Source organism: Gordonia polyisoprenivorans, from assembly GCF_017654315.1.
In the GTDB taxonomy this organism is placed as follows: Bacteria; Actinomycetota; Actinomycetes; order Mycobacteriales; family Mycobacteriaceae; genus Gordonia; species Gordonia polyisoprenivorans_A.
Window position 1 is genome coordinate 800,953 of record NZ_CP072203.1, and the last position, 12,981, is coordinate 813,933.

Annotated in this window: 11 protein-coding genes; 8 read left to right on the forward strand and 3 right to left on the reverse strand. The window is 66.4% G+C overall.

Translation table 11 applies throughout. The features are described 5' to 3' along the window. Window positions 1–4: 4 nt before the first annotated feature. Window positions 5–865: a PIG-L deacetylase family protein gene (locus J6U32_RS03685; RefSeq protein ID WP_208793597.1), complete on the reverse strand. Its 861-nt coding sequence runs from the start codon at window positions 863–865 to the stop codon at window positions 5–7. Between the two features lie 123 nt (window positions 866–988). Between J6U32_RS03685 and J6U32_RS03690 the strand changes: the two genes are divergently transcribed. From J6U32_RS03690 to J6U32_RS03710, 4 genes are all read left to right on the forward strand, one after another. Continuing rightward, window positions 989–1,477, forward strand: a complete 489-nt coding sequence (locus J6U32_RS03690) for an Lrp/AsnC family transcriptional regulator (protein ID WP_208793598.1) — start codon at window positions 989–991, stop codon at window positions 1,475–1,477. A 230-nt stretch (window positions 1,478–1,707) separates the two neighbouring features. Next, the gene (locus tag J6U32_RS03695) at window positions 1,708–4,056 is read left to right on the forward strand and encodes a transketolase-like TK C-terminal-containing protein (RefSeq protein WP_208793599.1); all 2,349 of its coding nucleotides are present in this window, start codon (window positions 1,708–1,710) and stop codon (window positions 4,054–4,056) included. A gap of 417 nt (window positions 4,057–4,473) precedes the next feature. Next, complete coding sequence (locus J6U32_RS03705; protein ID WP_208793600.1) at window positions 4,474–5,553, forward strand: alpha/beta fold hydrolase; 1,080 nt, start codon at window positions 4,474–4,476, stop codon at window positions 5,551–5,553. 141 nt (window positions 5,554–5,694) lie between these two features. Beyond that, on the forward strand, window positions 5,695–6,060 hold the full coding sequence (locus tag J6U32_RS03710; RefSeq protein ID WP_208793601.1) for a DsrE family protein: 366 nt from the start codon (window positions 5,695–5,697) through the stop codon (window positions 6,058–6,060). Window positions 6,061–6,231: 171 nt separating this feature from the next. Here J6U32_RS03710 and J6U32_RS03715 read toward each other — a convergent pair whose 3' ends face one another. Further along, window positions 6,232–7,473 (reverse strand): MFS transporter, encoded by a 1,242-nt coding sequence (locus tag J6U32_RS03715; protein ID WP_208793602.1) that lies wholly within the window; start codon window positions 7,471–7,473, stop codon window positions 6,232–6,234. A gap of 89 nt (window positions 7,474–7,562) precedes the next feature. On the opposite strand from J6U32_RS03715, the gene J6U32_RS03720 reads away from it, so the two are divergent. From J6U32_RS03720 to J6U32_RS03730, 3 genes are all read left to right on the forward strand, one after another. Then, window positions 7,563–8,459 carry a LysR substrate-binding domain-containing protein gene (locus J6U32_RS03720; RefSeq protein WP_208793603.1) on the forward strand — a complete coding sequence of 299 codons (897 nt, stop codon included), beginning with the start codon at window positions 7,563–7,565 and terminating at the stop codon, window positions 8,457–8,459. 162 nt (window positions 8,460–8,621) lie between these two features. Beyond that, the gene (locus tag J6U32_RS03725; protein WP_208793604.1) at window positions 8,622–9,401 is read left to right on the forward strand and encodes a heavy metal-binding domain-containing protein; all 780 of its coding nucleotides are present in this window, start codon (window positions 8,622–8,624) and stop codon (window positions 9,399–9,401) included. Between the two features lie 2 nt (window positions 9,402–9,403). Further along, window positions 9,404–9,802, forward strand: a complete 399-nt coding sequence (locus tag J6U32_RS03730) for a hypothetical protein (protein ID WP_208793605.1) — start codon at window positions 9,404–9,406, stop codon at window positions 9,800–9,802. Here the strand turns inward: J6U32_RS03730 and J6U32_RS03735 are convergent. After that, entirely contained in the window at window positions 9,778–10,596 is an 819-nt protein-coding gene (locus J6U32_RS03735) for an oxygenase MpaB family protein (RefSeq protein ID WP_208793606.1), read from the reverse strand. The genes J6U32_RS03730 and J6U32_RS03735 overlap by 25 nt on opposite strands. A gap of 156 nt (window positions 10,597–10,752) precedes the next feature. Here J6U32_RS03735 and J6U32_RS03740 point away from each other — a divergent pair, with 156 nt between their 5' ends. Next, on the forward strand, window positions 10,753–12,945 hold the full coding sequence (locus J6U32_RS03740; RefSeq protein ID WP_208793607.1) for a DUF2254 domain-containing protein: 2,193 nt from the start codon (window positions 10,753–10,755) through the stop codon (window positions 12,943–12,945). Window positions 12,946–12,981: the final 36 nt, after the last annotated feature.

The window sequence follows — 12,981 nt, forward strand, 5'->3', positions numbered from 1 at the left end:
GGTGTCAGCCCGCGTCGAGCCACCAGCCCCGCACCATGCCGGGTGGCCGGCCGGGTTCGATGTAATGCTCGGTGCCGAAGGCGAACGGGAACGCCTCGACAGGTATCGCCAGTAGCTGACGAACGTCGCTCTGGCTGGCGTGGCAGGCCAACGCTTCGCGTTTGGCCGCCACGTCGTCGCCGAGATCGACGGCCCAATGCAATTCGACTTCCGGTGTGCCGATCGGATTGCCGTCGTCGCCCGGGGCATCCGGGTCGAATCCGCCGGCGTCGTTCTCGCGGGCAGGGTCGTTCTCGCCGGCGGACTCCTTTTCGCCGAACAGGCCCATCTCGGCGGCCAGGACGAACATCTGCCGCATGAGGTCACGATTCATCGTGACCTCCAGATAGCGTGGTCGCCTGGCGGCGAGTTCTGCTGCGGCGCGGGTGGTGTGGTGCAGCATCACGTGATCGGGGTGACCGTAGCCGCCGTGCCAGTCGTAGCCGATGACGACGTCGGCGTCCTCCTCGTCGAGGATGTCGGCCAGACGTCGAGCCGCTTCCTCGACGGGCGCGCGGGAGAAGACGCCGTCGGTGCCGTTCTGGGTCCATCCGGTCATCCCCGAATCGGCGTATCCGAGCCACGCCACGCGGGCGGTGCCGGTGATCGCCGCCGACGCCTCGGCTTCACCGCGCCGTCTCATCGCCACCGTTTCTCCGGGAGCCAGATCATCGGGCACGTCGCCGTCGCCGTGTTCTCCCGGGTCGCCGTCGGTGCAGTAGACGACGACCACCCGGTGCCCCTCGCGTGCGGCGCGGATCATGCTGCCTGCAGTGGACGTGGCCTCATCGTCGGGATGGGCGTGGACGAAGACGATGGTGCTCATGCCCTACAGCATCTCAGGTCGGGATATCCGGGGCGGTCGTGGCAGTACGCTGCTTGCAGCACTGTCGTGAACGCACGCCCGCAGCGCATGCCGGTATGCGCACGGATTCGGAAAGTTGTCACCATGCCCAACTCCCAGCCGCCCGCGGCGGTGGATGCCATAGACGGGAGCATCCTGGCCGCGCTCGCCGAGGATCCACGAGCCACCGTGCTGGCGATCGCGGATCGGACGCAACTCTCGCGGAACACCGTGCAAGCCCGGCTGTCGAAGCTGGAGCAACGGGGAGTGTTGCGCTCCTTCGAACGCAGCATCGATCCGGCGGCGTTGGGTTACCCGCTCACGGCGTTCATCCTGACGAATGTCACCCAGAGCCAGCTGACGCCGATCGGTGAAGCGCTGGGTGATGTTCCCGAGGTCGTCGAGGTCCATGGGCTCAGCGGGATCAGTGACCTGCTCGTGCATGTCGTCGCCCGCGATGCGGATGATCTGTATCGAATCGCCGGCCAGATTCTCGACATCCCCGGGGTCACCCGGACGACCACCGCACTCGTGATGCGGAAACTGGTCGACTACCGGATCTCCGGGTTGCTGGAACGGTTGATTGCCGAGTGACCCCCGACCGGCACCGGCGCCGGGAGCGCAGAGCGGGCCGACTGCCACAGCGGCCGCGCTGGCACACAACCGGTTTCGGCGCCGTTGCGCAGACTGCTCACCGATGATCCGGCCTTCGGAGGGATGGTGTGCACAATGCTGAGATCTCCTGGCACCGTTTGATTGATCTGCGGGCCGGTGGTCGACTGAGAGGTGAGTTCTGCACACAGAACCGGGTAAGGATGCCTCCCATGAAGTCAGCACAGATACTCGATCCGTCCGAGCGCCCCGCCGACACCGTCACGCCGGACGCCCTCCGCAGCATCGAGGAGCGTGTGCTGTGGTTGTCCACGGCCATCATTCATCACGCGAATCGCGTTCGCCCCAACCCGTCCGGGCTGAAGGTCGGCGGCCACCAGGCCTCGTCCGCGTCGATCACGTCGATCATGACCGCACTGTGGTTCGAACATCTCACCGACGCCGACCGGGTGTCGGTGAAACCGCACGCATCGCCTGTGCTGCATGCGATCAACTACCTGTTGGGCAACCTCGACGAGCGCTATCTCACGACGTTGCGTGAGTTCGGCGGGCTCCAGTCCTATCCGAGCCGCACCAAGGATCCCGATCCCGCCGACTACTCCACCGGGTCTGTCGGGATCGGTGCCACGGCACCGATCTGGGGTGCCATCGCTCGTCGCTATGTCGACGCCAAGATCGGCCCGGCCGGTACGGGGCGTCAGTACTCCTTGGTCGGCGATGCCGAACTCGACGAGGGAGCGGTGTGGGAGGCGATTCTCGACCCGTCGGTCCGTGATCTCGGCGAGATCGTGTGGATCGTCGACCTCAACCGACAGTCGCTGGATCGGGTGGTCCCGAACATCGCGGCCGGGCGTCTGGCGAGCATGTTCGACGCCGCCGGCTGGCAGGTGATCACCGTCAAATTCGGCAGGCTCCTCGAGACACTGTTCACCCGTCCGGGCGGAGATGCGTTGCGCGAGCGCATCCTGGGCATGCCCAACGCCGAGTACCAGAGGCTGTTGCGTTGTACCGCAGAAGAATTGCGGGCGCGGATGCCCGGTGACGGGGAGCGGGCGCCGGAGATCGCCACTCTCGTTGCGGGACTCGACGATGCGACCCTGACGGCCGCAATTCGCAACCTGGGTGGCCACGATCTCGACGCGTTGCGTCAGGCGTTCGCCGACATCGACGACACCCGGCCGACGGTCATCATCGCGTACACGATCAAGGGACACGGTCTGCCCACCGAGGGACACCCGCAGAATCACTCGTCGCTGTTGACGGTGGAGCAGTTCGACGAGTTGGCAGCGGCGATGACGATGGATGCCCGACATCCGTGGGCCCGATTCGACCCCGAGACCGACGCGGGACGGATGTGCGCGCAGACCGCACGCCGACTGGCCCGCGCGCCGATTCAGATGCACACTCCGCCAACGGTTCCTGATGATCTCGGCCGCACACCGGGCGGGACGTCGACCACGCAGGCCGCTCTGGGTCGGGCGCTACTCGCCCTGACCCGCGACGCCCCGGAGGCGGCCGAACGCATCGTCACCGTGAGCCCGGACGTCAGCTCGACGACGAACCTCGCCGGGTGGCTGAACAAGGTGGAGATCTGGTCGCCGGCCGAGCGACGAAACTGGTTCGACGACGACGCCGAGACGATCATGCACTGGCGGGAGAAGCCGACCGGTCAGCACATGGAGCTCGGGATCGCGGAGACGAATCTCGTTGGGCTGATGGGTGAGCTGGGGGCCACCTGGAGCCGCTGGGGCCAGCCGCTGTTTCCCATCGGCGTGATGTACGACCCGTTCGTGGAGCGAGCTCTGGAACCGTGGTCCTACGGCATCTATGCCGGCGGTCAATCGATCCTGGTCGGTACGCCGTCGGGGGTCACCCTTGCCGCGGAAGGCGGCGCCCACCAGTCGATCACGACTCCTTCGATCGGTCTCGAACAACCCGGCTGCGTCAGCTGGGAACCCGCGTTCGTGATCGAGACCGAATGGACACTGCTCGCGGCGATGCGTCTGCTCGGACGCCCCGATGGGAGTTCGGCGTACCTTCGCCTGTCGACCCGGCCGGTCGATCAGACGCTGGCCGCGGTGCCCACCGATCCCGCGGCCCGGGAACGTCGGCGCCGTCAGGTGGTCGCCGGGGCCTACCCGCTGCGCAGGGTTGCCGATCCGGTGGTCACCCTCGTCGGTATGGGCGCGTTGATGACCGAAACCCTGGCGGCTGCAGATCGTTTGGCCGCTCAGGACATCGCGGCAGACGTCGTGTGTGTCACCAGTCCGGGCCTGCTCTTCGAGGCGCAACAGGCACGGCGTGGTCTCGCCGAGGCGCCCACCTGGATTCTCGACCAGGCGTTCCCGGCCGATCGGGCCACCCCGATGGTCACCGTCCTCGACGGCCACCCGCACACCTTGGCATTCCTCACCGGTATCCGCGGAGTCGCCGGTGCCGCGCTCGGCGTCAGCCACTTCGGCCAGGTCGGATCACTCGATGACGTCTACCGCCACCACGGCATCGACACCGACAGCATCGTGCGTGCCGCGCTCGACCTCGTCGGCGCAGCGGGGAGCTGACCATCTGATGACAATCGCACTGCATACCGCGACGCCGATTCCGTTGCCGGCCCTCGGTGAACACGTCACCGAGGCCACGGTCACCCAGTGGCTCAAGCAGCCATAGCCACGATAGACATCATCACGGTCGATCAGCACCACGCCGATCCGGCGGCGAGTTCTGCTGCGGCGCGGATCATGCTGCCTACAGTGGACGTGGCCTCGTCGTCTGGATGGGCGTGGACGAAGACGATGGTGCTCATGCGCTACGGCATCTCAGGTCGGGGCATGTGGGGTGGTCATCGCAGTACGCTGCTCGGACCGGTGATCACCGCAAGGCCGGCCGTACCTCTGCCTGCCCCGCGGACACCGAAGCGTCGGTCCGAACCGTTGGATGCGGGCGGAGAAAAGTGAGGTGCGAGCCGGTATCCTCGACTGATGGCGCCGACGGCCACGTCGAACTCGGCGACCCGGGACACGCGATTCTGCCGCAGCGCGGACGGTACTCGGATCGCCTACGCCGTGCACGGCGCGGGTCCGCCGCTGCTGTTGGCCTCGTGCTGGCTGAGCCATTTGGAATTCGATTGGCAGAGCCCGGTCTGGCGGCACTTCCTGATCGATCTGGGGCAGATCGCGACGGTGATCCGTTATGACGAGCGCGGTTTTGGCATGTCGGACTGGGACGTCGAGGATTTCGGATTGGACGCGCGTGTCGACGATCTCGCCGCTGTCATCGAAGCGGCCGGTCTGAACCGATGCGCGATCCTGGGCATGTCTCAGGGCGGTCCCGTCGCGATCGCCTACGCCGCACGGTGTCCCGAGCGAGTGAGCCGGCTGATTCTCTATGGCACGTACGCCGCCATCGATCGCGATGACGGCGAGATGGAACTCGAACGCACGCTCCAACAGCTGATCAAGGTGGGATGGGCGCGGCCCGACAGCACTTTTCGGCGGGTGTTCACCCAGCTGATGATCCCCGGGGCCACCGAGGAACAGGCCTCATGGCTCGACGACCTGCAGGCCCGGGCGACGACTGCCGACAACGCCACACGATCACGATACGAGCGGGGGATTGCCGACGTGCGTGCGTTGCTTCCGGCGATCACACAGCCGACCTTGGTCGTTCACGCGAGGGGCGACCGAGTCAATCCCTTCGCCGAGGGCCGACAGCTCGCCACCGGCATCGCGGGCGCCCGCCTGATGACGTTGGACAGTGACAATCACATCACTCTTTCCGACGAGCCGGTCTGGACCGATGTGGTCCATGAGATCCGATCGTTCATCTCCGCCGATGCGGTGTCCGCGGTTGACACGCCAAGCGCGGTGCGCAGTCTCAGTCACCGTGAACTCGATGTCATTCGGCTTGTCGGCCGCGGTATCGACAACTCGCAGATCGCGCGGGAGTTGTCGATTTCGGTGCGCACCGTGGAGCGGCATCTCACCAGTATTTACACCAAGTTGGGCCTGCGTGGACGGTCGGCGCGAGCGGCGGCCGTCGCGCGTCTGTTGGGCGGCTGAGCGTCGTCGAACCACCGCATTGTCCGCCACCGTCCCGACCGATTGACTCACTGACATGGCGGTCGGCACGGATTCGTCGGGAGGAGGTTGAGCAATAGCGTCGGTGGTGTCGAAAACGCTTGACACACCGAAGGAGCGGACATGAACGAGAACAAGGCTGCCATCAGCCTGACCACCGGCCTCGAAGACACCGAGAAGGTGACCGTGGCGTTCCTCGTCGCCGTTGCCGCAGCGGAAAGCGGCCGTCCCACAACGATTTTCCTCACCAAGGAAGCGGTCCGGCTGGTGGTGAAGGGGGTAGCCGTCGGCACTGCCTGCGCTGGTTGCCCGCCTCTGGAAAGTCTGATGGAGCGTTACGAGACGGCAGGTGGCCGCTACCTCGTCTGCCCCATCTGCGTGAACTCCAAGAAACTCGACCCGGGCACCTTCATCCCCGGCGCCGAGATGGGCGGCACCGTCCAGCTCTGGGAGTGGATCGGCGACGGCGCTACCACGTTCAGCTATTGAAGCGCCGATGGCCACGGCGACCACGGTGAGGTCCCGTGGCCAGTCGCGCCATATTGCTGACAGTGGGAGGGATCGCGCGGTCGCAGGTCGGCGGCGATACCGTTCACGGACGATTGTGGCCACCTCGTCGTAAACGACATCCAGCTCGTCCGGTCCGCGAGGAATCAGACGTCAGCCCTGCCCGGTCTCGTCGTCGGTGGTCCCGGACCGCATCATCGCCAGTCCCAGGCCGGTGATGCCCAGCACACCGACGAAGATGGCGACACCGCTCCAGCCGAACGACGAGAACACCAGGCCGCCAACGGCTCCCACCACGGAGCTGCCGAGGTAGTAGTGGAACAGGTACAACGACGACGCCTCGGCGCGATGGGTGGTGGCCCGCGCCGACACCGCGCCGCTCGCCACCGAGTGTGCCCCGAAGAAGCCCGCGGTGAACAGGAACATGCCCACCAGTACCGACCAGAGATGTTCGGGGACAGTGATTCCCAGGCCGGTGAGCATCACCACGATCGAGGCGGCGAGCACCGGACGGCGGCCGATGCGGTCGCCGAGCCGGCCGGCCAGCGCCGAGGAAGTGGTGCCGGCGAGGTACATGAAGAAGATCGACGCGATCACCGCCTCGCCGAGGTCGAACGGACTCTGCAGCAGCCGATAGGTGAGGTAGTTGTAGACCGTCACGAAGCCACCCATCAACACGAAACCGATGAAGAACAGCGGCAGTAAACGGCGATCGGCGAGGTGTGACAAGAGGTTTCGCGCGGTGGCCGACGGGGATACCCGACGCGGGGTGAAGAATCGGGACGCCGGGATCGTCCGCCAGAAGAGCAGCGCGAAACCGAGTGAGGCCAGACACGCGATCTCCAGTGCCCACTGCCACGACATCACGTCGACGGCGAACCCGGGGATGAGCCGGCCGACGAGACCGCCGATGGTGGTGCCCGCGACGTAGCGGCCCATCGCGGTGCCCAACGAGCGGCCCTCGACCTCCTCGGCGAGATAGGCCATCGCCACCGCAGGCACCCCCGCGCACAGAACGCCTTGGAGGGCGCGTCCGGCGAGCAGGATCTCGATCGACGGCGACCACGGCAACACGACGCCGATCGCTGACGCAGCGACCGCCGAGATCACCATGACCCGCACGCGCCCGAAACGCTCCGACGCGACACTCGCCGGGATGATCGCGATCGCGAGGAAACCGGTGGTCAGTGAGATCGCGAGCGCCGACGTCGTCGGCGATGTCCCGAAGTGCTCCGACAGATGCGGGAGCAGGGCCTGCACGTAGTACAGAGCCATGAACGTCGTCATACCGGCCGCGAACAGGGCGACGGTGGCGCGCCGATAGCCCGGCGAGCCGAGGGCGTGACGGGTCTCGGGAAGCGCGGGTGCGGCGATGCCGTCTGCTGTGGTGCTCACTGTTCCAGCGTGAGCCGACTCTCCACATGCTCAAAATGAATCTTTGTGCACTGGTCTATTCATTACTGAATAAGCGCAGCTAGCATGGCATGGTGCATGACGAGATCGAGTGGTTCATCACCATTGCCGAGGCCGAGAACCTGACGGCGGCCGGTGAGCGGCTCGCCGTCTCGCAGCCGACCCTGTCACGGTTCGTGGGCAGGCTCGAGCGAGAGATCGGCGTTGCCCTGTTCGATCGGCGTGGCCGGCGACTGGCGCTGAACGCCTACGGCCGCGTGTATCTCGAACGGGCGCGACGTGCGCACGCGCAACTCGACGCCGCGCGCCGCGAGATCGACGACATGCGACGACCGACCCGCGGTGTGGTTCGGCTGGCGTTCCTGCATTCGTTCGGCATCACCCTCGTGCCGCAGCTCATCCGGGCGTTCCGCGAGCGCAATCCGGGTGCGGGATTCACCCTTGCGCAGGACTCCGTGGCCACCGTCGTCGAGCACATCGAGACCGGTGACGCCGATCTGGCCATCGTGGCGCCGCGGCCGATGCGGACCGACATGGCGTGGCAGCCGATCGCGCAACAGAATCTGGCACTCGTGGTGCCGCGCGGGCATCGCTTCGCCGGTCGGGCGGGTATCGGTCTGGCAGAGGCCGCCGACGAGGAGTTCATCGTCATGCAACACGGATTCGGCATGCGCCGGATCTTCGACGAACTGTGTGCGGCGGCCGACATCACCCCGACCATCACCTTCGAGTCGGCCGAGCTCGCAACGATCGCCGGGCTGGTCGGGGCGGGTCTGGGCGTGGGTGTGGTCCCCGTCGACGATGCGAACCGGGTCGCCGACGTCGTGTTCGTCCCGCTGGCGGGTGAGACACGTGAGATCGGGTTGACCTGGTTTAGGCCGCGCCCACTTCCGGTGGCGGCCGAGCGGTTTCGGGCTTTTGTCGGAGAGTATGCCGCGGGTGGTGTGGGATCGGCAGCGGAGCAATAGGTCTCGAGGTCCGGTACATCCGGGTGGTTTATCCGATAGGTTCGGATTGACTGGTGGGCAAGGTAATTCGGTCAACCGAGCTCCATCGGCCGAGCGGCGCAATGGTGTCATACTCGCGTGGTGGGGTGAGTTCCCCGCGAGGTGATCAGGGAGGTAAGGCCAGTGAATGCTCCGTTGGACCCCGTTGCGAGTGCGCGGCTCGCCGAGAGTGGTCGGCTCTTCACCTCGGATCTGTCGATCGACGAATTCGTCCTACTCGAATCGGCGGGATTCGAGCCGCTGGGTCTGGTGATGGGGACGTCGGTGTATCACGTCGGCATCCAGACCGCGTCGATCCGGCAGAGCACGGAGATGCAGGTGCTCACCTCGGCGATGTACAACGTCCGCGAGAACGCAATGGCGCGAATGCAGGCCGAGGCCGACGCACTGCACGCCGATGGGATCGTCGGTGTCCGACTGGAATGGCGCCCTCACGGCGCCTCGCCGGAACACATCGAATACCTGGCGATCGGCACCGCGGTGCGGTTCACCGCGAAGCCCGGCGCCTATCGTCGTCCCGACGGGCGGGCGTTCAGCTCGCATCTGTCGGGTCAGGACCTGTTCAAACTCTCGCAGGCTGGGTACGCGCCCGTTGCATTCACCTTGGGTAACTGTGTGTATCACGTTGCGGTGCAGGGCTTCATGCAGACGCTCAAGCAGATGGGCCGCAACGTGGAGATGCCGCAGTGGACACAGGCCTACTATGAGGCACGCGAGCTCGCGATGACCCGCATGCAGGCCGAGGCCGAACGTGACGGGGGCACGGGCATCGTCGGGGTGCAGTTCTCGGTGTCCGAATGGGTGTGGGGACCACACACATTGGAGTTCTTCGTGATCGGCACCGCGGTACGGCGGACCGGAGAGCCCACCCCGGTGCGTCCCTCGCCGGTCCTGTCCTTCTGATCATGACCATCCCAGAGTCCGGGAAGTTCGACGTCGATTCCGCGACGAGGGTTCTCGCCGCGGTGCTGACATCGCCGGCGGGCGCGCGTACGGCCATCGGCGCGTTCGCCGACGTACCCGGACTCGTCTATCAGGCCGAACAACCCGCCAGATTGCTCCGTGCCGCGAAACCGGCGGTGCTACGTGCAGGGGAGTGGGAGTTCGTGGCGACGGGCCCGGGCGCGGCACCGATGGAACTGCGCCACAACGTACGCGGCATCACATTGCAGACCGAGCGACCCGCACCGTCGGACGCGGCGCGTCGACTCGCCGTCGAAGTACTGTCCGCCGCACAACAACTCGGCTCGGAAACCGACATCGCCGTGCATTCGGCGCTCTACGGTCTCGCCGCGATCGTCTGAACGCCGCGGCGGGCGGCGAGGACCTTGTCGGCCAAATCGTCGGGATGGATGTTGCGGCGCGGGCGCACCGCGTCCATAGTCCGCAGACGCCCGGCGAAGCGCGCGAGCGCCCGGCGGTCGGTCGCCGAGACCGTGATCCCCAACATCTGCGCGGCGACCGGATGCTGCATCGCCCGCATCGCCCGCGTTGGAAGTTGTTGGAACAGCCAATAATCCGGGCGTGGCAACTGATCCCGATACCAGCCGAGGCCCGGTACCGGATCGAGTTCGGTGGCCAGCGCGTGGGTGAAGTAGTCGCCGAACTCGTCGAGCGAGGCGGGCATCTCGCGCGCCGATATCCCGTACCGCCGATACCACTCACAGGTCTCGTCGTAGAGCCGACGCTCATCGTCGGCGTCGAGACCACCGAAGAACACCTCGACACAGGTGAACAGGGCATCCACGTAGGTGGCGTGCTCGAAGAAGAACACCGACGGATTCAGTGCGTGATACGCCCGTCCGTCCGGTCGGTGTCCGCGAAACGAGTCGTGGCTGTAGCGGATGAGGCGCACCTCGTCGAAGTCGGCGTCATACCCCGACCGGATGATGCACGGCACCGTGCGTTGCTTGTGCACGAACACCCGGCGCGGAACGATGGAGAACTCGTGTGTCGCCGCGGCGATCGAAGGGTGCAACATCTGCAATGACACCGCTCGGCAGATCGACATCACGAACCGTCGATCGGCGAGAAAACGCCACAGCAGCGATGTCTCGTCCAGTCGAATGCGTGCGGCACCGGAACGTGCTGACGTCATCGTGGCCCCCGACCTCATGTGAGTGGGTCCACGATAGCGCGAGACGGGGCCGTGATCGACGATGTCCGGCAATCGGGACCCGGCACGGCGGTAAGCTCACCGGCATCGACCCGGGTGTACCCGAGACCGACACGCCAACCGAGACAGGGCACGACGATGACCCACTGGTTCGACCACGCCATCGTGGCCACCGGTCGTCTACCGCTGTTGCTGTTCCTCCTCGCGTTCATCGCGACATTCCTGTTCATCCGGATCAGTGTGCGGCTCATCCGCGCGCAGGTGCGCTGGTGGCCGGGCAACGTCACGCCAGGCGGGATGCATCTGCATCACGAGTTCTTCGGTGTCATCGCGATGCTGTTGTCGGGGTTCGGTCTGGTGGCGCTCTCGCGCTTCGACACCCCGATCGCCGACTGTGTGCTCGCGGCGATCTTCGGGATCGGTTGCGCGTTGGTGCTCGACGAGTTTGCGCTGATCCTGCATCTGCGAGACGTGTACTGGGAGAAGGAAGGCCGCTCGTCGGTCGACGCGGTCTTCGTCGCGATCGCGATCGGGGTGCTGTTTCTCCTCGGGTTACGGCCGCTCGGCTTCTCCGATGCGGCCACCGAGATCGCCGCCGGCCCCGACCCGGGTACCCGGATCGTTGCCGCGGTGATCGTCACCGCCAATGTGGTGCTGGCGGTGATCACCCTGATGAAGGGCAAGCTGTGGACCGGGCTGATCGGGATGTTCATCCCGTTCCTGTTGCTGTTCGGGACCTTTCGCGTGGCCCGGCCCCGATCACCGTGGGCGCGCTGGTTCTACGGAGGTAAAGAGGGCAAGCTCGACAAGGCGATCCGCCGTGAGATCCGCTATCGAGAGCCGCTGATCCGCTGGAAGATCGTGGTCCAGGAGGCGCTCGCCGGCCGCTTCGGCGTCCCCGATCTCCCGCCCGTGCTCCCGGTGACCCCGGCTGCGCTGCCGCCGAAGGTGGCCGCCCCCAATGCGGTGGCGACAGCCACCCGATGGCGACGGACCCGTCGCGAACTGCGGGCGGTGCCGACCTGGCGTCTGCCGGTGATCCTGGTGGTGCTGGCGGTGATTGCCGCGATCCTGTGCATCACCCTCGACGAATCGCTGGGGCTGCAGGTGGATTCGGGGACCTTGGCCACGGTGTTGGGGGTCATCGCGGGAGCAATGGCCACGCTGACCGGTCTGGTGTTCACCGCGGTCACCCTGGCGATGCAGTTCGGGGCGTCGCAGATCTCGGTGCGTGTCATCCCTCGGCTGCAACGCGAGCCGGTGATGCGCTGGTCGATCGGGTTCTTCCTGGCCACCTTCGTGTTCAGTGTGATGGTGGCGATGGACCTGGCGCTGGCCGAACCCGACGACACCACGCCCGGGGTGTCGACGGCGATCGCCGCACTGCTGACCGTCGTCTCGGCCTTCCTGTTCATCGCGCTGGTGGCCAAGGTCGGCACCGTCCTCAACTCCGCGCAACTCATGCGCTGGATCGCCGCAGACGGCCGCTCGGCGATCCGCCGCCAGTTTCCCGGCGAGGTTGCCGCAGGGGAGGTTGCCGCAGAGGAGGTTGTTGCAGAGGAGGTTCCGGAACACGCTACGCACGCCGCTGTGGTACCCGTCGGCCCACCCGCCGTGGACTCCGGGCATCCCGACGATGCGCGGCGCATCATCCACCTCAAGGAGACCGCGACCCGCGGCCGGGTGCTGCTGGCGGTCAACGTCGCGAAATTACAGCGATACGCCGTTTCCGGGAACGTGCGATTCGACCTGCTGGTCGCCGTGGGCGATCACGTCCCGCACGACGTCGGGGTGATCGCCGTCAGCGGTGAGCACCGCGACTCGATCGCCGCCCACAAGGTGTTGCGCTGCTTACTCTTCGGGGATATCCACCAACCGTCGGTGAGCCCCGCGGCTGCGCTGCAATCGATCTCCGACATCGCCCTCAAGGCGATCTCCAGTGCGGGCAACGACCCGAGCACTGTCGTCCTCGCGCTCGACCACACCGAGGATCTGCTGCTGATGCTGGCGCCCCGCGTGCGTGCGGACCTGCTCTCCACACGAGCCACCCTGGTCGGTGGGTACCGACGGAGCTGGGCCGACTACGTCGCCATCGGCACCGACGAGATCCGCCGACACAGTCACGGGCAGGCGCAGGTCCACCGACGTCTGCGCGCGCTGTACGAGACACTCGCGCGCCGCTGCCCGGCCGATCAGCTGCCACCGATCACCGAACGTCTTGCGGCGCTGGACCAACAGATAGACCTCGAGTGGCAGGTCCCGCTCGACCGCAGGCTCGCCCGCGCGCCTGATCGACAAGGCTCCGGGTCGGAGCGGGGGTCGGTGGGCTGAGGAGTTGGCACTGCGCGCTGGGCCCCTTGCGCTGCG

Excerpts from the sequence above, each read along its gene's own strand:
- J6U32_RS03705 (WP_208793600.1), top strand. The coding sequence starts at position 4,474 with ATGGCGCCGACGGCCACGTCGAACTCGGCGACCCGGGACACGCGATTC.
- J6U32_RS03690 (WP_208793598.1), top strand. The coding sequence starts at position 989 with ATGCCCAACTCCCAGCCGCCCGCGGCGGTGGATGCCATAGACGGGAGC.
- J6U32_RS03740 (WP_208793607.1), top strand. The coding sequence starts at position 10,753 with ATGACCCACTGGTTCGACCACGCCATCGTGGCCACCGGTCGTCTACCG.
- J6U32_RS03720 (WP_208793603.1), top strand. The coding sequence starts at position 7,563 with ATGGTGCATGACGAGATCGAGTGGTTCATCACCATTGCCGAGGCCGAG.
- J6U32_RS03735 (WP_208793606.1), bottom strand. The coding sequence starts at position 10,596 with ATGACGTCAGCACGTTCCGGTGCCGCACGCATTCGACTGGACGAGACA.
- J6U32_RS03710 (WP_208793601.1), top strand. The coding sequence starts at position 5,695 with ATGAACGAGAACAAGGCTGCCATCAGCCTGACCACCGGCCTCGAAGAC.
- J6U32_RS03730 (WP_208793605.1), top strand. The coding sequence starts at position 9,404 with ATGACCATCCCAGAGTCCGGGAAGTTCGACGTCGATTCCGCGACGAGG.
- J6U32_RS03695 (WP_208793599.1), top strand. The coding sequence starts at position 1,708 with ATGAAGTCAGCACAGATACTCGATCCGTCCGAGCGCCCCGCCGACACC.
- J6U32_RS03685 (WP_208793597.1), bottom strand. The coding sequence starts at position 865 with ATGAGCACCATCGTCTTCGTCCACGCCCATCCCGACGATGAGGCCACG.